The 19,800-nt window shown below is 66.0% G+C and carries 16 protein-coding genes and 1 pseudogene; 12 read left to right on the top strand and 5 right to left on the bottom strand.

From position 1 onward, the window contains the following. Positions 1-155: 155 nt before the first annotated feature. The gene (locus Q9R30_RS17800; RefSeq protein WP_104996321.1) at positions 156-359 is read right to left on the bottom strand and encodes a hypothetical protein; all 204 of its coding nucleotides are present in this window, start codon (positions 357-359) and stop codon (positions 156-158) included. A 369-nt stretch (positions 360-728) separates the two neighbouring features. Here Q9R30_RS17800 and Q9R30_RS17795 point away from each other — a divergent pair, with 369 nt between their 5' ends. Continuing rightward, positions 729-2,000 (top strand): glycosyltransferase family 87 protein, encoded by a 1,272-nt coding sequence (locus tag Q9R30_RS17795; protein WP_311218439.1) that lies wholly within the window; start codon positions 729-731, stop codon positions 1,998-2,000. 28 nt (positions 2,001-2,028) lie between these two features. After that, a complete protein-coding gene (locus tag Q9R30_RS17790; RefSeq protein WP_311218416.1) occupies positions 2,029-3,285 on the top strand; it encodes a glycosyltransferase 87 family protein in 1,257 nt (418 codons plus the stop codon). Here Q9R30_RS17790 and Q9R30_RS17785 read toward each other — a convergent pair. From Q9R30_RS17785 to Q9R30_RS17775, 3 genes are all read right to left on the bottom strand, one after another. Then, positions 3,282-4,598: a phosphoribosyltransferase gene (locus tag Q9R30_RS17785; RefSeq protein ID WP_311218415.1), complete on the bottom strand. Its 1,317-nt coding sequence runs from the start codon at positions 4,596-4,598 to the stop codon at positions 3,282-3,284. The two genes, Q9R30_RS17790 and Q9R30_RS17785, sit on opposite strands and share 4 nt — an antisense overlap. Before the next feature lie 304 nt (positions 4,599-4,902). Further along, a complete protein-coding gene (gene mptB / locus Q9R30_RS17780; RefSeq protein ID WP_311218414.1) occupies positions 4,903-6,501 on the bottom strand; it encodes a polyprenol phosphomannose-dependent alpha 1,6 mannosyltransferase MptB in 1,599 nt (532 codons plus the stop codon). A gap of 104 nt (positions 6,502-6,605) precedes the next feature. Continuing rightward, the gene (locus tag Q9R30_RS17775) at positions 6,606-7,757 is read right to left on the bottom strand and encodes a GGDEF domain-containing protein (RefSeq protein ID WP_311218413.1); all 1,152 of its coding nucleotides are present in this window, start codon (positions 7,755-7,757) and stop codon (positions 6,606-6,608) included. Between the two features lie 144 nt (positions 7,758-7,901). On the opposite strand from Q9R30_RS17775, the gene Q9R30_RS17770 reads away from it, so the two are divergent. The 9 genes and pseudogenes from Q9R30_RS17770 (at position 7,902) to Q9R30_RS17730 (ending at position 18,081) form a co-directional block, all read left to right on the top strand. Beyond that, entirely contained in the window at positions 7,902-8,138 is a 237-nt protein-coding gene (locus Q9R30_RS17770) for a zinc-ribbon domain-containing protein (RefSeq protein WP_104996315.1), read from the top strand. Between the two features lie 69 nt (positions 8,139-8,207). Next, positions 8,208-8,493: pseudogene (gene rsgA, locus Q9R30_RS17765) on the top strand (GTPase RsgA); the annotation flags it as partial. Between the two features lie 430 nt (positions 8,494-8,923). Further along, entirely contained in the window at positions 8,924-10,522 is a 1,599-nt protein-coding gene (locus Q9R30_RS17760; protein WP_311218412.1) for a glycoside hydrolase family 68 protein, read from the top strand. Between the two features lie 138 nt (positions 10,523-10,660). Continuing rightward, positions 10,661-12,631 (top strand): glycoside hydrolase family 32 protein, encoded by a 1,971-nt coding sequence (locus tag Q9R30_RS17755; RefSeq protein ID WP_311218411.1) that lies wholly within the window; start codon positions 10,661-10,663, stop codon positions 12,629-12,631. Between the two features lie 63 nt (positions 12,632-12,694). Further along, entirely contained in the window at positions 12,695-13,411 is a 717-nt protein-coding gene (locus tag Q9R30_RS17750; RefSeq protein ID WP_311218410.1) for an alpha/beta hydrolase, read from the top strand. 83 nt (positions 13,412-13,494) lie between these two features. Then, the gene (locus Q9R30_RS17745) at positions 13,495-14,598 is read left to right on the top strand and encodes an agmatine deiminase family protein (protein WP_311218409.1); all 1,104 of its coding nucleotides are present in this window, start codon (positions 13,495-13,497) and stop codon (positions 14,596-14,598) included. Beyond that, complete coding sequence (locus Q9R30_RS17740; protein ID WP_311218408.1) at positions 14,595-16,340, top strand: amidase; 1,746 nt, start codon at positions 14,595-14,597, stop codon at positions 16,338-16,340. The genes Q9R30_RS17745 and Q9R30_RS17740 overlap by 4 nt, the downstream gene beginning before the upstream one ends. A gap of 65 nt (positions 16,341-16,405) precedes the next feature. Further along, complete coding sequence (locus tag Q9R30_RS17735) at positions 16,406-17,662, top strand: D-arabinono-1,4-lactone oxidase (protein ID WP_104996310.1); 1,257 nt, start codon at positions 16,406-16,408, stop codon at positions 17,660-17,662. Positions 17,663-17,745: 83 nt separating this feature from the next. Next, positions 17,746-18,081 (top strand): hypothetical protein, encoded by a 336-nt coding sequence (locus Q9R30_RS17730; protein ID WP_311218407.1) that lies wholly within the window; start codon positions 17,746-17,748, stop codon positions 18,079-18,081. A 62-nt stretch (positions 18,082-18,143) separates the two neighbouring features. Here the strand turns inward: Q9R30_RS17730 and Q9R30_RS17725 are convergent, their stop codons facing one another. Continuing rightward, a complete protein-coding gene (locus tag Q9R30_RS17725; protein ID WP_104996308.1) occupies positions 18,144-18,674 on the bottom strand; it encodes a MarR family winged helix-turn-helix transcriptional regulator in 531 nt (176 codons plus the stop codon). A 271-nt stretch (positions 18,675-18,945) separates the two neighbouring features. Here Q9R30_RS17725 and Q9R30_RS17720 point away from each other — a divergent pair. Further along, positions 18,946-19,800, top strand: an 855-nt coding sequence (locus tag Q9R30_RS17720) for a hypothetical protein (RefSeq protein ID WP_311218406.1), incomplete at its 3' end; no start/stop codon positions are given.

Raw genomic sequence — 19,800 nt, 5'->3', positions numbered from 1 at the left:
GGGCCATGCGTCGGGACGGAACGATTAGAAGGTCACGGTTGGCTAACCCTTCTGATGCACAGCTGTGCATCAGAAGGGTTGGGAGAGGGGAGTGGGGTCCGGAAAACGCGGCACCGGGGAAAGCTGGGCGCCGGCAACGCGGACGGCCGCCTGGCTTACCAGGCCTGGTGTTCGCGGGTGAGGCCGAAGGGGACTGCCTCGCTGAGGGCCACGGTGAACTTGTCGACGCCGAGGCGCGTGACCAGGATGCCGTGGCGCTTCCCGGCGAGGGCATGGGCCTTGGCCGCCGTAACGGCGGCGTCGAGCTCAGCGTCCATGCTGTGGCGGTCGGCGACGGTCAGGGTGAGGGGGAAGTTCATGGGCCTAGCCTTTGTAGGTTGAGGGAAAGGGGGCGGGCAGACACCTGCGCTCCCCAAGGCTGCAGACGAAGTGGGGGGCACCGTTGTGCCCCGCTCCATGCTTCCCTAACGTTCAACAGCCAGCAACTTTAGATAAAAGCCGCAGGTCAGCGCGGGATACCGCTTTCCTTGTGACGGCAACAGTTATCGGGCGCCAAGCGCGTGAATTAGAGTTGGACAGGAGTGGGCGCTGTTTCCGGACGGCTCCCATGCCCCTGAACCACCGCCAGGCGGCAGTACCCAAGCAACCAGCGCAGCACCATTCGCGCGCCACAATCTGACAAGGATTCCGCCATTTCAACCGACGCTTTCTTCGGCAGACTCACCCGGATCCGCAACGTCATCCTTCCCGCGCCCGCCCGGGCGCGCCTGAATACCGGGCGCGGACTGCTGGGCGGGTTCATCGTGGTGCACCTGGTCTTCCTGGTCTTCGCCGCCTCGGTGTCCCTTCGAGGCGAGGCCTTCAGCGACACTTTCATTTACCGCGACTGGGCCATGGCAGGGTTCAACGACGCCAACCTGACCGGCGGCCCCAGTCCGTGGGTCTACCCCATCCTGGCGCTGATCCCCATGGCCATCGCGGGCGTCGCCGGTCCCGGACCGTTCTTTTTCCTGTGGGTGCTGATGACCACGCTGCTCAACGGCTGGGCCCTGCTGAAGCTCACCAGCCGCGGCCGCGACCGCAACGCGATCCCCGCCGCCTGGTGGTGGCTGGTCTTCACGTTCCTGATGGGCTGGCTCGGCTTCGCCCGCGTGGATGGGCTCACCGCCCCGCTGGTCCTCGTCGCCCTCGCTTACGGCGTGGGCCGGCCGTTCATCGCCTCCGTCCTCCTGGCCATCGGCACCTGGGTGAAGGTCTGGCCGGCAGCGGTCATGCTGGCCCTGTTCGCCGTCGTCCGGAACCGGATGCTGGTGGTCCTGGCAGGAATTACGACGACGGCGGGCGTGGTTGCGCTGGCCGCTGCGGTGGGCAGCGTTCCCAAGCTTTTGAACTTCCTCACCCAGCAGGGTGACCGCGGCATGCAGCTTGAGGCCACCTTCACCACGCCCTGGCTCTGGCTGTCCGTCCTGGATGTGGGCGGTTCCCGCATGTACATGAACACGGACATCAACTCCATGCAGGTGGACGGCCCCGGCACGGCGCTGATGTCAGTGCTGATGCAGCCCCTCCTGGTGCTGGCGGCACTGCTGGTGGCCGGCCTGACGTTCTGGGCGCTCCATAACGGGAAAATCAGCGGCGGCGTGGACCGCACCGAGCTGCTCCTGGCCGGCGCCCTTACGCTGGCCACCGCGTTCGTTGTCTTCAACAAGGTGGGCTCCCCGCAGTTCATGGTGTGGCTCGCCCCGGCCGTCGCCGTCGGACTTGCCCACAGCTGGCGGGAATGGCGCGTTCCGGCCACCATGCTGATCGTTATCGCCGTGGCCACGTACTTCATCTATCCGCTCTTCTACGACGCCCTGAGCCACAACAACCCGTGGATGGCGCTGGTGCTGACCATCCGCAACGTCCTGCTGGTGGTCCTGTTCCTGTGGAGCGTCCGCCGCCTCTACCTGCTGGGCAAGAAGACGCCCGCAGCGGCTCCCGTACTGAAGGAGTCCTGAAATTTCCACGAAGTTCTTTGACCGGCTGGTGACCGTCCGCACCAAAGTGCTCCCCGCCAAGGTAGTGGACTGGTTCGCCCGCCCGTCCTCCGTGTGGTGGGGCTTCGCCGTCGTGCATCTCTACTTCCTGGGCTGGATGGCGTCCTTCTTCCTGCATGGCGACACCTTCAGCGACACTGAGCAGTACCGCCAGTGGGCCATGGACGGCTACAACCCGCAGGACCTGGACGGGAAGATCAGCCCCTGGGTCTACCCGGTGCTGGCGCAGCTCCCCATCTTCCTCGCCAATATCGCGGGACCGGACCTGTACCTCCTGACCTGGTTCCTGATCATCACGGCCCTTAACGCCGTCGGGCTGGCCTTCCTCACCCGCGGACCGCGGAAGGTGAGCGGCATTGCGCCCGCCTGGTGGTGGCTGTTCTTCACCGTCTTCATGGGCTACCTCAGCTTCGCGCGGGTGGAAGGCATCACCGCGCCGATCGTGCTGATCGCGCTGCTGTACGCGGCCCAGCGGCCGGTGGTGGCCGGCATCCTGCTCAGCATCGCCACCTGGATCAAGGTGTGGCCCGCAGCTGTGCTGGTACCCATCGTGATAGCCAGCCGGAAGCGGATCCATGTGGTCCTCTCAGGCGCTGCCGTGACCGCCGTCGTTGCGCTGGGAACGTGGATTTCCGGCGGCCTGCCGCACATCATGGACTTCCTCCTGAACCAGGGCGAGCGCGGCATGCAGCTTGAAGCCACCTTCTCCACCCCGTGGGTGTGGCTGAGCGTGTTCAACATTGCCGGTTCCAGGATGGCGGACAACACCGCCATCAATTCCACCGAGGTCTACGGCCCGGGTGCCGGAACAGCTGCTTTCCTGATGCAACCGCTGCTGATCCTGGCCGCGGTGGTGGCCGCCGTCCTGCTGGTGCGGGCCCTGAACCGCGGCGCCGAACGGGAGGAGCTGTTCCTTGAGGGTTCGCTCATGATGGTTACGGCGTTCATAGTGTTCAACAAGGTGGGTTCACCGCAGTTCATCATCTGGCTGGCACCGGTGATCATTGCCGGGCTTGCCCACGACTGGAACCGGTGGAAGGTCCCCGCAGCGCTGCTCATGGGCATCGCCATGACCACGTTCGTGATCTATCCCCTGTTCTACACCCCGCTGATCCACGCCCATCCGGTGATGGCGGCGATCCTCACCACGCGCAATGTGCTCCTGGTGGTGCTGCTGTGGTGGTCGGTGAAACGGACTGCCGAGCTGGGGCGTAAATCCCCTGCCGCGGTGCCTGCAGGCGCCTAGTTCCGGGCCTGGCTTCCCGGCAGCAGGTAGCGCGCAAACCATTCCCGCGCGAGGTTTGCGGCCTGGGTGAGCGTGCCGGGCTCCTCGAACAGGTGGGTTGCCCCCGGAACCACCTCCAGCCGGACCGGCGCCCGCATCCGGTCCATTGCCTGGCGGTTCAGGGCCAGGACCTGGGTGTCGGCGCCCCCTACCACCAGCAGGGTGGGTGCGCGCACCGCCGACAGCCGCGGTCCGGCGAGGTCCGGGCGGCCGCCCCGGGAAACGACGGCGTCCACTTCCGTGTCAGGGTCGGCTGCCGCCCACAAGGCGGCACCGGCGCCGGTGCTGGCGCCAAAATATCCCACCCTGCATCTTGCGGTGTCACTCCTGCCGCTCAGCCAGCGGGTTGCCGCGCCCAGCCGCTCAGCCAGCAAGGCGATGTCGAAGACATTCGCGCGGTCCACTTCCTCTGCCGGGGTGAGCAGGTCCAGCAGCAGTGTGCCCAGGCCCGCACCCTGCAGGACTGAGGCAACGTAGCGGTTTCGGGGGCTGTGCCGGCTGCTCCCGCTGCCGTGGGCGAAGACCACCACCGCACTGCACGGTTCCGGAACGTGCAGATCGCCGTGGAGCGCAACCCCGTCCACTGCGATCTCCACATCCTGGTCGATGCCCGCAGCCCCCGCCCCGGCAAGGCGTTCCCGCAGCGCGGCGGCATCGAGCAGTTGCACCACTTCCTCGTCGGTGGTGGGCGAGAAGTCGCGGTAGTAGTACCCCACGGCCTGGAAGTTCCGGGCGCTGATCAGGGAATAGACCTGGTCCGGCTCGGACAGTGATGCCATCGCATCCGCCGGGGCCACTGGAACTGCCAGGATCACCTTTGCTGCGCCCAGGTGGCGTGCAACCTGGCAGGCAACACGCGCCGTGGACCCCGTTGCGATGCCGTCATCCACAATGATGGCGGTGCGCCCTGCGAGGTCCTTCCGGGGCCTCCCCTGGCGGTAGCGTTCCAGCCTGGATTCCAGCCGCACGCGCTCGCGCCGCTCAACGGCCTCGATTTCATCCTCCGTTACTCCGGCGAGCGAGATGACGCGCTGGTTGAGGACCCGCGCATCGCCTTCACCAATGGCTCCCATTGCTACTTCCGGCTGGAACGGGAGGCCGAGTTTCCGGACCACGATGACGTCCAGCGGAGCATTCAGGGCCTTCGCAACTTCCGCCGCCACCGGAACCCCTCCGCGGGGCAGCCCCAGGACCAGGACGTCTTCCGCGCGGAAACGTTCCAACACGAGCCCCAGCTTCCGGCCGGCGTCAACCCTGCCCAGGAATTCATACATCAGGCACCCCTCCGCATGAGACCAGTCATCTGCCAGACATCCGCTCCCGGCGGGCCCTCCCCCGCCGGGAGCGAGGACAGTTGCGGTCCCGGTGCGTTTCCAGTAGATACCGGCGCGGAGCACAGCCAATAGTGCCGAAAGGCCCGGCCAAGCGGAAGACGCGGCCGCGGCACGGCCTTGAACTCGATTCACCCGGCTTCCGGCGCCGCGCCGAAACGGTAGATGCCGCAACGGGCATAAATATTTTGGTAAGCGACTATACGCAGGTGGCAACGGTGGGAGGTCAGATAGCGTACATCGCCGGTCACGGCTGATGCCGGGCAGCCCCGCGTCTCGCCTCAACCACGGCCCCAGCCCTGTTCCACCCGCGTTTTACCAGGTCAAGCGGCCTGGCCTCTATGAGTAGCCGCCGTGTATGCAAATCGAGGAATAGAAGGTAGAACGTGAAAGCAAGGGCCGTAACGAACGCCAGCGAGGATGCGTCGATGGGAAGCTCCACGAAGGACCATACGGAGAGCTGGTCCTGCGCGCCGAACACCACGAAGAACGTTACGCCCACGTACAGCGACCTGATCTGCCAGTCGTCCCGGATGCCGGTAACGGCCAGGAAGGGCAGGAACCAGAGGATGTACCAGGGCTGGATGATGGGCGAAAGCATCACGACGGCGGTAAACGCCAGCGCCATCCGGCGCACCGCGCGGGAGTAGTCACCGCGGAACATCAGGACCAGGACCAGCGCGATCGCCGCCCATTTCATTCCCGTCCGCAGGAGGGTGGCGAACGTGCCGCCGGGGAGCCCCAGCACGTTGCCCAGGAACTCCACCTGCTGGCCCAGGAAGCCCGATGGCGAGTAGCCGGTATAGCCCGGCGTGGGGTCCATGATGGCCCACACCCACCCCATCCCCAGGTTGTACGGGATGCCACTGAGGGCCAGCACGCCGAAGCTGATGCCTGCCGTCGCGGCCCACATCAGGAACTTACGGGGCCAGGAAGCGGACGGGCCCGCCCACATCAGGCCAACAAAGGGAAGCAGGAGGACAGTGATCGGCTTGATTCCGATCGAGGCCGTCACCAGCAGCACGCCGAGCACGTAGCGTCGGGTGGCCGCGAGGTAGACGCCTGCGACGGCGAGGCCCACCATGAGGGCGTCATTGTGCGCGCTGGCAATGAAACTGATCAGGAACAGCGGGTTGGCCACGGAGATCCACAGTGCGCGCGCCCCGTTGATGCCGTGCAGTTCCGCCAGCCTGGGCACGTAGATGACGCAGAGCAGGACTCCGACGCCGGCGAGGAGGCGGAACAGGAGGACCGACACGTCCGGTTGCGCACCGGTCAGCCCCACCACCCCGCGCGCCAGCCAGAGGAAGTACGGGCCGTAGGGGGTCCTGGCTTCCGCCCAGGCAGGATCGGCGCCCAGCGAGAACCAGTTACTGAGGGTGGAAATGCCCACTTGGTAAGGGTTCTGGCCCTCCATCACCAGCCTGCCCTGGCCGGTGTAGGCATAGACGTCGCGGGAAAATACGGGAACGCAGAAAAGCAGCGGCAGGGACCAGGCGGAGATGGCGATGACGACGGACCGCAGCGACGACTTGCCCCAGTCCGCCAAGCGCTGGCCCAGCCGGAGCCAGGACCGAATCAGCACCATGGCGCCCACCGTTAGGAGCACGGTGGACACTGTCACTCCCCAGCCCTCCGTGCGAAGGGCGATTACCACCGGCTGGCGGATCATGGGTGAGCCGTTGGCGATCCACCCTGTCCCGATGGAACCGATGAACATCATCAGGGCCCCGACGAAGCCCTCGATGGTAGCTAGGTAGGCGCGGCCCGTGGCCGGGCCGGAGGCTTTGGCCGGCGCTGCCGGCTGCGTCTCCGAAGTCCCGAGGTGTGACCCGCCTGCCGTCATGTGTGTCTGGTCCCTTACTTGGTTACGGCGCTGGTTGGACCAGCAATAAGGCCGCCCTGCAACGCCGCTATTTTATCAGCCGGGCTTACGGCTGCCCTTCGAGGCTAGAGCATCCGATCGCTGCGCGCCGTCTGGTTCCGGCCGAGCGACTTTGCCCGGTAGAGGGCGGCGTCCGCGGAGGCGATGAGGCGGTCCACGTCCGTTGTGGCGCCGTCGTACGTGGAAATTCCGTAACTGGCTGTGGGCATCTCCATCCCGTCCACGGTGCTTGCCGCGGCCAGGCGCCGGCTGATCGCCGCAGCAATATTTTCTGCCCGTTCAGCGCTGGCACCGGGGATAAGGATGACAAATTCCTCCCCGCCGTAGCGTCCCACCAGGTCCGTGGCCCGCACCGTGGCGGTGCAGGCGTCCGCGAAGGTCTGGAGGGCCGCGTCCCCGGCAGCATGGCCAAAGGTGTCGTTGACCGCCTTGAAGTGGTCCAGGTCTGCCAGGACCAGGGCGCCGGTGCCCCTGGTTATGGACAGGTCAGCCAACTGTTCTGCCGCCAGATTCAGGAATGCCTTGCGGTTGAGGAGGCCGGTCAGGTCATCGCGGGAGGCCACCATGCGGAGCGCCCTGGTCTGCTGTTCGTTGCTGAGGGCCGCCATGCTGAATGAGACCACCACCAGGAGGACCATGGTCACGAGCGTGGTGACTGCAGAGCCAAAAACCGTAACGAAGATGGGGCCGTCCTGCCCGTCGAGGATGAACGCCGCCCAGCGCAGCAGGTAGAACACGGAGAGCCCGCCTGCCGCCGCTGCCATGGGGATCCTCACGCGCGAGTATCCCGGTTCCAACCGCCAGAGTTCGCGCGACGCCAAGCCTACGGTAAGGCTCATGGCTGCCAGGTACACGGGGCCCCCGGACCAGGTGTTGGTGGCCGGGCTGTCCAGGACCGAGGCCACCAGGGTCACCAGGGGGATGCCGGCAAACGCCCACTTTGGCGGCGGCACGGTCCGGAGCGATCGGGCGCCAGACCAGACGGCCACTCCGCCGAGCACCAGGAGCACGTTGCCCATGGGGTTGGCCCAGACCTGGTGGGCTGTCCCGTCCAGGAGGAAACAGCTGGATCCTGACAGGAAGAACAAGAGCGCCAGGCACCACCAGCCGCTGTAGGGCGAGCGCGTGGTCCGGTAGGCGGAAAAGTAGAAGAGCAGCATCAGCACCAGCGCCATCAGGCCAAAGGCGGACCGGAGGGTTACGGTATCCAGAGCCATGTTGCCGAAGTCCCCCCGCTGCCGAATACCGTGCCGACCCCAAGTATCGCACCGGTCCGGGAGGTTGTCAGGATGGGACGATGGGCTGGTGCAGGGACTACTCTTGGGGGACCGCCAGCAGGACTATTCCGGAAGGCAACCCCCATGCTCCTTCTCTTTGGTTTCAAGACAGTGCTCAAGGCCTTGCCCGGGAAACCGGCCACGTGCCAGTACTGCCGGGCGTTCGCCCACCACCACCTTGAGGAGCGGGCTACCAAGTTCACGCTCTTCTTCATTCCGGTGTTCACCACGTCGCGTTCCTACCAGATCACGTGCACCAATTGCGGGTACGTCTCAAGCATTTCCGCGCGGCAGCGGCGGGCGCTGGAACTGCAGCGCTAGGCAACGGAACCGCCCGGAACAAAAAGCAGAAAACCATGGACGGTTGTGCCGCCCGTGACTACAACGGGCAGGATCCTCAGCGTCCTGCCGCGCAGTTCGGAACTGAGCGGCAGGCGCGCGTTCAAAGCCTCCTCCGAGGCACAGGCCCTGGCCGCCAACATGGACACTGTTGGCGTGGTGGTCCCGGTCGACCGGCCCCTGACGCACAATCGGTTGGAACGCACCCTTGTGGCGGCGTGGGACCCGGGGGCTACTCCCCTATCACCAAGGCGGACCTCGCGGACGTGGCGGACGACGTCGTCGGAAAGTCATCCTGCAGGCTGCAGGAGTGGACGTGGTCACCACCTCCCGGGAACTGGTGCCGCTCGCGGACTACCTGAAGCTGCAGCGGGAACTTGCCGTCCTGGCCGGCCGGAAGCGGCGGTGATAGTGCCGGATGGACGCTGCTTTGCGGGATCACGAACTCCGGAAGAAACATTTGACTTGGATAGCCAGACCGATTACGCGCGCGCAACTTCAGATGCAAGCGCTTACATGAGCAGCGGGAAACTGGCATTTGGGTGCGTGGAAACATACTTGCGCCTGGTTCCCGCCTCTCCCTACGGTGGGTGCGGCCCGGAGCCCACAAAGTCTCCTGGCCTTTGAACCGGCGGTCCTACGCCGGTTCGCCCCCGAACAACGGCGTCCCTGATGACGCCTGCGGAATCGGGGCCGCCGGAGTATCGGGAAATGAGGGCAGATGCCCGTCTTCCACGAACAGTTACAACTCCGCGAGAAGAGCAATAATGCACAAGCACCCCCAAACCCCCCGGATGCCGCGGTGGCGGTCCGCCGCCGCGGCACTGGCAACAGCCGTGGCTGCCTCGGCCTTCCTTGCCGTGCCGTCGGCGCAGGCCAACGAGCCTGCCGATCCGCCGGCCGCAGAGCAGATGCCGGCGCCGACCCCCGGTTTCCCGCTCCCCACGGAACACACCCAGGAAGCCTTCGACCCGGCGTCGGACTTCACCTCCAAGTGGACCCGCGCCGATGCAAGCCAGATCATGGCGCAGAGCGACACCACGGTGGCTCCCGGACAGAACTCGATGAGCCCGGACGTCACCATGCCGGAAATCCCCGAGGATTTCCCCACCATGAATGAGGACGTCTGGGTCTGGGACACCTGGTCCCTGACCGACGAGAATGCCAACCAGATCAGCTACAAGGGCTACGACGTCATCTTCTCGCTCGTAGCTGACCGCCACGCCGGCTACAACTTCGACCAGCGCCACTGGAACGCCCGCATCGGCTTCTTCTTCCGCAAGACCAATGCGGACCCGGCCAAGGACAAGTGGAACTACGGCGGACACCTCTTCGTGGACGGTTCCTCCATCGGCAACACCGAGTGGTCCGGCTCCACCCGCCTGATGCAGGGCAACCACGTAAACGTGTTCTACACGGCCACCACTTTCCACGATGTGGCCGAGCGCAACGCGGGCGGCGGCGGCATCGCCCCGGACGCGGCCATCGCCAAGGCCCTCGGCAACATCCACGCCAACGAGGAACGCGTCTGGTTCGACGGCTTCGAGCACACCAAGCTGCTGGAGCCGGACGGCAAGATGTACCAGACCAAGGAGCAGAACCCGGGCTTCGCGTTCCGCGACCCGTTCACCTTCGCCGACCCGGCGCACCCCGGCAAGACGTTCATGGTCTTCGAAGGCAACACGGGCGGCAACCGCGGCGAGTACCAGTGCACCGAGGAAGACCTCGGCTACCGTGAAGGTGATGCCAACGCAGAATCCCTCGACGAGGTGAACAGCAGCGGCGCCTTCTACCAGACCGGCAATGTGGGCCTCGCCGTGGCGGACAACAAGGACCTGACCAAGTGGTCCTTCCTGCCTCCGATCCTCTCCGCGAACTGCGTCAACGACCAGACTGAACGTCCCCAGATCTTCATCCAGAACGAGGACGGCAAGAACAAGTACTACCTGTACACGATCAGCCACCAGTTCACGTACGCGGCCGGAATGCGCGGCCCCGACGGCGTCTACGGCTTCGTGGGCGACGGCGTGCGCTCCGACTACCAGCCCGTCAACAACTCCGGCCTGGCACTCGGTTCGCCCACCGACCTGAACCTGCCGGCCAACAACCCGAGCGGCACCATCTCCGGCCAGCAGAACGGCCGGCAGTTCCAGGCCTACTCGCACTACGTGCAGCCCAATGGACTCGTGCAGTCGTTCATCGACAACGTCAATGGCGTCCGCGGCGGCTCCCTGTCCCCGACCGTGAAGATCAACTTCAAGAACGGCGTCACGCAGGTTGACCGCAGCTTCGGCGAGAACGGGCTGGGCCCGTTCGGCTACCTGCCCACCAACGTCCGTGTCGGCGGCGAGGGACACTACAAGTAACCACCCTCGAGGCCACCTCGACAACATCCTGCCTGCAGGCAGCGCATGCGCAGGTTCGCTGCCTGTGCGCAAGCTGACACCAATGCGGAGCGGGGCGCCATCAACCCAGGCGTCCCGCTCCGTTGCCGTGGCGCACCCGTGCGCAGACGAGCAGTCCCAACCGAAATGGTCACCATGCTGGAAAAACCCGATCTCCGCACTGCCACCAGCCGGCGCATTGCCTGGACAGCAGCAGCCCTCGCAATCCTGGCCGCCCTTCTCACCACCGTTGTTCCGATCGAGGGATCGAACGCCAAAGTCCGGGCAGAAGAGGCGCTTCAGAACGTTGCGGCGGCCCAGTCCGCATCCAAGGATTCAGCGGGCGCTTATGCCTCCTATTGGCTGGCCGGCGGTGACCACAGCCTCTCTGCAGCCCATCCGGTCAAAGCGGAAGGGGTAGCGGACCTCAGGAGCATCAGTTGCGCCGACGGCTGGGTGGCGGCAGCCAGGGTTGACGGCGAAATCTACGTACGCTCAAACCTCGAGGAAGACGCTGTGCCGGCCGGAGCCGGGGAAATCCGCCGGCCAGGCTGCGTCACCGATGAAGCCCTGCGGCAGATGCTCTCCGACGTTGGCCTGCAGGAACAGCCAAGCGGACCAGGGCCAATCACTGACCGGCCGCAAAACTCATCGAAGTACCGCCCGGACTACCACATCACGCCCGAACGCAACTGGATGAATGACCCGCAACGGCCCTTTTTCCTCAATGGGCTCTGGCATTACTACTACCTGTACAACTCCGACTATCCGGACGGCAACGGAACCGAGTGGTACCACCTCACCAGTGAAGACCTGTTGACCTGGAAGGACGAAGGGGTGGCCATTGAGAAGTACAAAAACGGGCTGGGGGACATTGAAACCGGCAGCACGGTGGTGGACTACGAAAACACTGCCGGTTTTGGGCACGGCGCCGTCATCTCAGTCCTGACGCAGCAGGACCAGGGCGTCCAGCGCCAGTCCCTGTTCTACTCAACCGACGGCGGATACACCTTCACCCCGTACGGGGGCAATCCCGTGATGGACAACCCCGGCGCAGAGCACTGGCGGGACCCGAAAATCGTCTGGGACGGGGAACGCAGGCAGTGGCTCATGGTCCTTGCCGAGGGTCACAAGATCGGCATGTATACCTCCTCCAACCTGAAGGATTGGCGCTACGTTTCAGGTTTCGAACGGACCGGCCTGGGGACACTGGAGTGCCCCGACCTGTTCCAGCTGGACCTGGACGGCGATCCCGGCAAGAGAACCTGGGTCCTCGCGGCAAGCGCCAACGGAACAGAAGAGGGAAGAACCACTGGTGTCGCCTATTGGACCGGAAACTGGGACGGAACCCGCTTCACGCCCCGGGACGGGGACCATCAGTGGCTGGACGCCGGGTCCGACTTCTACGCAGCCGTGACCTGGGACGACCCCCGGCTCACCGAGGGCCAGAAAAAGCAGTCCCGGCAGGCAATCGGGTGGATGAACAACTGGGACTACGCCCGGAAACTCCCCACCGGGGACTGGCACGGCGGCATGGACACCCTCATTCGGGACATCCGCCTCAAAACCGTCCAGGACCGCCCAAGCCTGGTCTCCACTCCTGCAAAATCGTTGAGCCGGCTTGGGGGCCAGACCCTGGATCTCAAAGGGTCCACACCCGACGGCACGAAGGCCCTTCCGTCCTCCCAGGGAGGGGCGTACCGGCTGGACGTGACGCTTGAACGGCCCGGACCCCACGACGGGCCTGAGGCGCGGATTCGCATGGAAAGCGAAGGCTCTCCATTCGCCACCATCGGTTACAACTTCCAGGACGGAGCCGTGTTCCTGGACCGGCAACAGCCCACGGATACCGACCTGGGCCCGATCTTCACCCAGCGGCGGACTGCAGCAGCCCCAGCGAAGGACGGCGTGGTGAAGCTTACTGTCTTCGTTGACCACTCTTCCGTCGAAGTATTCGCCGACGAGGGCGGGCAAACACTGACGTCGCTCGTCTTCCCCCGCTCGGAGCAGCACGCCATCACAATGGCCATGGACAAGGGGCCGCTCCCCCTCAAAACCCTGGACTACACGCCGCTGTCCCCGGCCCGCTGATATCCCGCTGCACAAGCGCTCCTGACGCTACCAAGGCCTGCCGCAACAAGTTAGGGTTCCAGCATGGACATCATCCTGGTACCCGGTTTCTGGTTGGATGCCTCCTCGTGGCAGGAGGTGGTCCCGGCGCTCGAGGCCGCGGGACACCGGCCGCATCCGCTCACGTTGCCCGGCCTTGAATCCGTTGACGCGGACCGGGCGGGCATCAGCCTGCAGGACCACATCGACTTTGTGGTTGCCGCCATTGACGCGCTCGAGGGCAAAGTCGTCCTGGTGGGCCACTCCGGGGGCGGCGCCGTCATCCACGGCGCGCTGGACGCGCGCCCGGAGCGGGTGGAACGCGCCATCTACGTGGACAGCGGCCCGCTGGGTGAAGGGGACGTGATCAACAACGAATTGAAGGCCGACGGCGACGACATTCCGCTGCCGCCGTGGGAAGGCTTCGACAATGCCGACCTCGTTGACCTGGACGACGGGCTGCGGCAAGCATTCCGCGCACGTGCCATCCCGCAACCCAAGGGAGTGGCCTACAGCAAGCAGCACCTGCACGATACCCGCCGCTATGACGTCCCGGCCACGGTAATTGCGTGCCAATTCCCCTCCTCGCTGCTCCGCGAATGGATCGACGCCGGCCACCCCTTTGTTGCCGAGCTGGCGCGGGTCCGCGATGTGGAGTTCGTGGACCTTCCCACCGGGCACTGGCCCCAGTTCACCAAGCCGGTGGAACTGGCACGGGCGATCCTCGCGGCAGTTGACCGGAAGGGCCAGCCCGCCGAGTAAGGGCTGCACCTCCGCGTACCAACCACCCAGAAGGTTTTTCCCAACCCCTTGCGCGGAAGCATCGCCGTCTCCATAATAAATGAATGCCATTCATTTACTCGCCTTCCGGGGCTGCCGCTCCTGCACCGACGCCGGACGCAGCTCCCGCCCGCATGCCCGCCGAATGGGAAACCCACCAGCGCACCTGGATGGCCTTCCCGCCGCCCAACGAAACTTTCGGCCCAGCCGGGAGCCCTACCCTGGACCGCGCCCGTGCGGCCTGGTCACGCGTTGCGCGCACCATCAGCCGCTATGAACCGGTGACCGTGCTGGCGGATCCCCGTGACGCGACGACCGCCAGGGAGTGGCTCGGGGAGGGGATTACTGTCCTTGGCGTTCCGCTCGATGACGCCTGGCTGCGCGACAGCGGGCCCACCTTCACGCGCCGTCCGGACGGTACCGTGGCCGCCGTCGACTGGGTGTTCAATGGCTGGGGCGCCCAGCAGTGGGCTCAATGGGGCAAGGACCAGAACGTGGGCCGCATTCTCGCGGCGCACGCAGGGGTGCCGGTCCATCCGAGTTCCCTGGTCAACGAGGGCGGCGGCTTCCACGTGGACGGCGAGGGGACAGTCCTGCTCACCGAAACGGTGCAGCTGGATCCGCAGCGAAATCCGGGCGCCACCAAGGCATCGGTGGAAGCCGCGATCCACGCCGCACTGGGAACCACCAAGGCCATCTGGCTGCCCCGCGGGCTCACCCGCGACTACGGTGAATTCGGCACCCGCGGGCACGTGGACATCGTGGCTGCCTTCGCCGGCCCGGGCACTGTCCTGCTGCACCGCCAGGACAATCCGGACCACCCTGACTATGAGGTCTGCCAGGACCTCCATGCCGTCCTGGCAGGGCAGGCCGACGCCCAGGGCCGGCCGCTGCGCATCATCGACGTGCCCGCCCCTGCCGCCCTTGAAGACGACGAGGGGTTTGTGGACTGGTCCTACATCAACCATTACGTGGCCAACAACGTAGTAGTCCTCTGCAGCTTCGGTGACCCGAACGACGCCGTTGCCGCCGCAATCCTCGAACGCGCCTATCCGGGCCGCACCGTAGAACTGGTGGACGCGCGGGACATCTTCGCCTTTGGCGGCGGCATCCATTGCATCACCCAGCAGCAGCCGGTGCCGGCCGGGCGACAGGACGCCGCAGCGTGAGCCCGTTCAACGTGGTGGAAGCAGGTATCAGGCAGCTCCGCGAAGCACTGGAAGCGGGGCGGGTCTCCAGCGAGGAACTGGTCCGCGAGTACCTGCAGCGGATCGAGGCATACGACAGGTCCGGCATCCGCCTGAACTCGGTGGTGGTCCTGAACCCCGGGGCCGTGGCGGAGGCAAGGGCCTCCGACGAACGGCGCGCGAGGAACTCCACCCTCGGCCCCCTGGACGGCATTCCCTACACCGCCAAGGACAGTTACCAGGTGGCGGGACTGACGGTGGCTGCCGGCTCCCCGGCCTTCAAGGACCTCGTGGCCCGGCGTGATGCCTTCACCATCGAGCGGCTGCGGTCTGGCGGGGCGGTCCTGATCGGCCTCACCAACATGCCGCCCATGGCCAACGGCGGGATGCAGCGCGGGGTGTACGGCCGGGCGGACAGCCCCTATAACGCGGACTACCTGACCGCGGCGTTTGCCTCCGGATCCTCGAACGGCTCCGGAACCGCCACGGCTGCCAGCTTCGCCGCCTTCGGCCTCGCAGAGGAAACCTGGTCCTCGGGGCGGGCGCCGGCGTCGAACAACGCTCTCTGCGCCTACACCCCCTCACGCGGCGTGATCTCGGTCCGCGGCAACTGGCCGCTGGTTCCCACCATGGACGTGGTGGTCCCGCATGCCCGCACCATGGATGACCTCCTGGAAGTGCTGGACGTGGTGGTGGCTGACGATACCGAAACCCGCGGCGATTTCTGGCGGATGCAGCCCTGGGTTGAGGTGCCGAAAGCGTCCGCGGTGCGCCCAGCCTCCTATCTGGAGCTGGCCATCCCGGACCCTGCGGCTGCGGCAAACGTCCTGGCCGGCAAGCGCCTGGGCGTGCCGCGGATGTACATCAACGCCGATGCGAAGGCCGGGACGGCTCCCGCCCCGGGGATTGGCGGGCCCACCGGGCAGCGCATCCAGACCAGGGCTTCCATCATGGATCTGTGGGATGCCGCCCGCCGCGCGCTGGAGGCAGCTGGGGCTGAAGTCGTGGAGGTGGATTTCCCGGTGGTATCCAACTATGAAGGGGACCGGCCAGGCGCATCCACCATTGCCACGAGGGGCCTGGTGTCCCCCGAATACCTCCGGAGGGAAATCGTGGACCTCTCGGCGTGGGCCTGGCACGACTTCCTGGATGCCAACGGGGACCCAAACCTCTCACGGCTGTCCGACGTCGACGGCGCCAGCATCTTCCCCGCGCCGGACGGTTCGCTGCCGGACCGGTACCACGGGTTTGGGGACGACATCAGCGACTACCCGGCGTGGATACGGGACAACGGAGTGCCAGTGCTGTCCGGGATACCCCACCTGGCCGAGGGGCTGCGCGGTCTGGAGGAGACACGCCGGGTTGACCTGGAGGAGTGGATGGACTGCCTGGACCTTGATGCGGTGGTGTTCCCGGCCGCCGCTGATGTTGGCCCTGCTGACGCCGACCGCAACGAGCACTCGGCAGAGCTGGCCTGGCGCAATGGCGTCTGGGTGTCCAACGGCAACCTGGTCCCCCGGCATCTGGGCATTCCCACGGTGACGGTCCCGATGGGTCTGGCTGCGGACATCGCCATGCCGGTGGGGCTGACCTTTGCCGGCAGGGCTTACAGCGACACGGGACTGCTGCACCTTGCGGCCGCTTTCGAAGCCACCGGCAGCAGGCGGGTTCCGCCGCCCCGCACCAGTTCCAAACCCGGCGGGAAGGGAACGGACGTGCCTTGACAGCCCGATTGTTAGCGCTGACAGTGGAGAAAGCCAATTTCACCTCCGACCGGAAAGCCGACTTAATGAAGAACTGGGCAGGAAACCTCGAGTACGCCTCAGCGGAGGTCCGGCAGCCGTCGTCAGTGGAAGAACTTGCCGGCATCGTGGCCGGGGCCCGCCGGGTCAAAGCCCTGGGATCCCGCCACTCGTTCAACCGGGTGGGCGACACCGACGGCGTCCACGTGCTCCTGGACGGCCTGCCCCGGACGATCGACCTGGATCCGGAGCGCCGGACCGTCCGCGTCAGTGCAGGGGTCAGCTACGGAACGCTGTGCCGCTCGCTCGAACAGTCCGGCGTAGCCATCCACAACCTGGCATCCCTTCCGCACATCTCCGTGGCTGGTGCAGTCCAGACGGGAACGCATGGATCCGGCGTGGACAACCAGTCCTTGGCCGGCGCCGTCGAATCCATCCACCTGGTCCGGCCCTCCGGTGAACAGGTGACGCTTTCCCGCGCGGACGGCGATGAATTCCTGGCCAGCGTGGTGGGTCTCGGCGCCCTGGGCATCATCACCGGCCTGGAACTCAGCGTCCGGCCGAGCTTCCGGATGCGCCAGCGCGTTTTGGAGAACCTGCCGTGGCACCAGGCACTGGGCAGCTTCCGCGAGATCGTCTCCAGCGCCTACAGCGTCAGTCTTTTCACGGACTATGCCGGGGATTCCATCAGCCAGGTGTGGCTCAAGGCACTGGATTCGGAGCGGCCGCTGGGTGAGCTGTTCGGTGCCTCGGCCGCCCGCACCGCCAGGCACCCGCTGCCGGACATGTCCGCCGAAAACTGCACGCTCCAGATGGACCAGCCGGGCCGGTGGCTGGACCGCCTGCCCCATTTCCGCCATGAGTTCACACCCAGCAACGGCGAGGAGCTCCAAAGCGAGTTCATCCTGCCCCTGGAGCACGCCCCGGCCGCCATCGAGGAGGTGCGGGGCCTTGCGGACAAGCTCGCGCCACTGCTGTTTGTTTCCGAGATCCGCACCGGTGCCGCCGATGAATTTTGGCTTAGCCCCTTCTACCGGCAGCAGAGCGTGGCCCTCCACTTCACGTGGAAGCCGCTGCAGCCTGAGGTGGAGGCGGTCCTTCCGGAACTCGAGGATGCCCTGCGGCCCTTCGGGGCCCGCCCGCACTGGGGCAAGCTGTTCTCCCCGGCCGGCCATGATTGGGAGGCGCTCTACCCGCGTTTCGCCGACTTCCGTTCCCTGGCATCGGCCCACGATCCTGACGGGAAGTTCCGGAACGGGTTGCTGGACAGCATCCTCGGCGTTCCGGCGGCCAGCGCGCGCTGATCATCAGGCGCGCTTCGGCAGGGGGTCCTGCCGGGGAGCCCTGTTCCCCGGACGCGTTTGCACGGGGCCGATAGGCTGGGTTGATGAAACACCGCCTTGCCGCCCTGTCCGCCGTTCCCCTGTTCCTGCTCCTCGCCGGCTGTGGTGCCGTTGAGGAGGCTGCCGGCAATGCTGCCAGCGACGCCGCTTCGAAGGTGGCTGCCGCAGGCGCCGCGGAAGTGAAACGGCAGATCTGCGCCGTAGTGCAGGACGGCCTGGTCAGCGTGGACGACAAGCAGGTGCTGGCCGGCCTGGTCTCCGCCGCCCGCACGGCCGGAGTCCCCGCAGAGATTACGACGCCGTTGGGCCAGATCGCCGCGGCTGGAGACGAAGTGCCGGGCGAATCCGTCCAGGCACTCAAGGACGCCTGCTCGGCTTAGCTATACACCTATCTGCCCAGCCGGCCAGACACCGGCACCCGGCGTCGGTCGGCTGCCGCGGCTCAAAGGCGGGGCTGGTCCACGCCGCGGAGGCCGGTGCCGCGGCCGCCCTTGGGCCGCCTTACCGGGCGGTGTTCAGGCGCGGCAAACGGGACTACGTCATGCTCCCGCTCCGCAGGCAAGGCGCTCACAAACTTAGCCAATTCCTCACTGAGGACCTTCCAGTCAATGCTGGGATCATCCGGATACGCGCTGATTTCGGCCCTGCGGGCAGCCTCAAGGGCCGCTACGCCTGATTCTGTTAATTCGACCTTGAACTGCCTGCGGTCGGTGGACTGGCGGGTCCTGGTGATATGCCCGGCTCCTTCCAGCCGGATCAGTACGCGTCCCAAAGTCTGGCTCTGGACGCGAATGGACTCTGCGAGCCGCTCCTGGTTAAGGGGCCCGGCCGCGAGGCCTTCCAGCGCTATGACGGCGGCCCGCGTCAGGCCCAAGTGGGCCAGGGCATCGTCCTGCCGCCTTTGCACCAGCCGGGCTGCCACCGAAATGAGGCGGTAGCTGCTCCGGGCATCTGGATCAAGATTGCTGGTCATCGGGCCGTGGCCTTCCTGTGGGTGGCGAAATGCAGGGTGTGATCACCTCTTTTGCGTCGCTACAGTCTCTACAATAAGCATGCTTAGCATCATATTCGCAAGTAGGCTTACTATCGGTGAGCCAAAGTCCGCGCCCGGCGGCCGCTTATTGGGCCGCCCCCTTGCGCTCCAAAAGGGAAGTGTGCTTAGTATCTAATTAGTAACCATGCTTACTACTAGCCAGCACTGCTGGTTCTTGATCGCCAGCTGACCCTTCATGAAAGAGAGCCCGATGACAGAGAACCAATGGCCCCAGACATCCAGCCCTGCTACCACCGATCCTTTCGGTGCACCGGACTCAGGCGCTGACGAACGCTATGGCACGTCCCCCGCTGCCGGTTCCGCCGGGGGCTCCAAGAGCCAGGCGGCAAAGGAAGAAGCTTCGCAGGTTGCCGGCCAGGCCACCTCCGCAGCCCAGGGGGTTGCCCAGGCCGCCAAGGAGGAAGCCGCACATGTGGCCTCTGAGGCGAAGTCCAATGCGCAGGATCTTTTGCACCAGGCAAAGTCGGGCCTGACAAGCCAGGCGGGAACCCAGCAGCAGAAGGCTGCGGAGGGCATCCGCACCATCTCAAGCCAGCTGCAGAGCATGGCCGACGCACCCGACCAGCAGGGCGTCGCCAGTGACCTGATCCGGCAGGCTGCCAGCTCCACCGAAACGGTCGCCTCATGGCTTGAGAACAAGCAGCCGGGAGACCTGCTCGGCGAAGTCCAGAGGTTTGCCCGGAACCGTCCCGGCACGTTCCTGCTGATCGCGGCCGGCGCCGGCGTCCTGGCCGGACGGCTCACGCGTGGCCTCACCGCGGGGGCACCGGAGGCACAGGGTGCAGTCCAGGGCGTGTCCTCACAGCGGTCGGTGCAGCCCCAGCCGGTTGCGCCCCTTCATCCGGAGACCGTCTATGCCGCTGGCACTGACGACCTCTTCGACGAGTCGGTAGTCGGCACGAGGGCACCTGTGTCCACCTCAACCCTCCCCGGGGGAACTGCAGACGACACCCCCCTGCGGTACGAGGATGACCCCTACCGCGATGAAGATGGCAGCTACCACGCCGCGGACGGCACTTATCGGTCAACGGAAGGACGCCAGCTG

Origin of the sequence: Arthrobacter sp. AB6, assembly GCF_031844545.1 — a bacterium.
Classification (GTDB): domain Bacteria; phylum Actinomycetota; class Actinomycetes; order Actinomycetales; family Micrococcaceae; genus Arthrobacter.
Note: the sequence above shows the minus strand (reverse complement) of the source record. Positions and strands in the feature narration are given on the sequence as shown.

Coding starts and splice junctions, on each gene's coding strand:
- Q9R30_RS17760 (WP_311218412.1), top strand. CDS start 8,924: ATGCACAAGCACCCCCAAACCCCCCGGATGCCGCGGTGGCGGTCCGCC.
- mptB (WP_311218414.1), bottom strand. CDS start 6,501: ATGACGGCAGGCGGGTCACACCTCGGGACTTCGGAGACGCAGCCGGCA.
- Q9R30_RS17725 (WP_104996308.1), bottom strand. CDS start 18,674: ATGACCAGCAATCTTGATCCAGATGCCCGGAGCAGCTACCGCCTCATT.
- Q9R30_RS17775 (WP_311218413.1), bottom strand. CDS start 7,757: ATGGCTCTGGATACCGTAACCCTCCGGTCCGCCTTTGGCCTGATGGCG.
- Q9R30_RS17730 (WP_311218407.1), top strand. CDS start 17,746: ATGAAACACCGCCTTGCCGCCCTGTCCGCCGTTCCCCTGTTCCTGCTC.
- Q9R30_RS17745 (WP_311218409.1), top strand. CDS start 13,495: ATGCCATTCATTTACTCGCCTTCCGGGGCTGCCGCTCCTGCACCGACG.
- Q9R30_RS17770 (WP_104996315.1), top strand. CDS start 7,902: ATGCTCCTTCTCTTTGGTTTCAAGACAGTGCTCAAGGCCTTGCCCGGG.
- Q9R30_RS17735 (WP_104996310.1), top strand. CDS start 16,406: ATGAAGAACTGGGCAGGAAACCTCGAGTACGCCTCAGCGGAGGTCCGG.
- Q9R30_RS17785 (WP_311218415.1), bottom strand. CDS start 4,598: ATGTATGAATTCCTGGGCAGGGTTGACGCCGGCCGGAAGCTGGGGCTC.
- Q9R30_RS17800 (WP_104996321.1), bottom strand. CDS start 359: ATGAACTTCCCCCTCACCCTGACCGTCGCCGACCGCCACAGCATGGAC.
- Q9R30_RS17750 (WP_311218410.1), top strand. CDS start 12,695: ATGGACATCATCCTGGTACCCGGTTTCTGGTTGGATGCCTCCTCGTGG.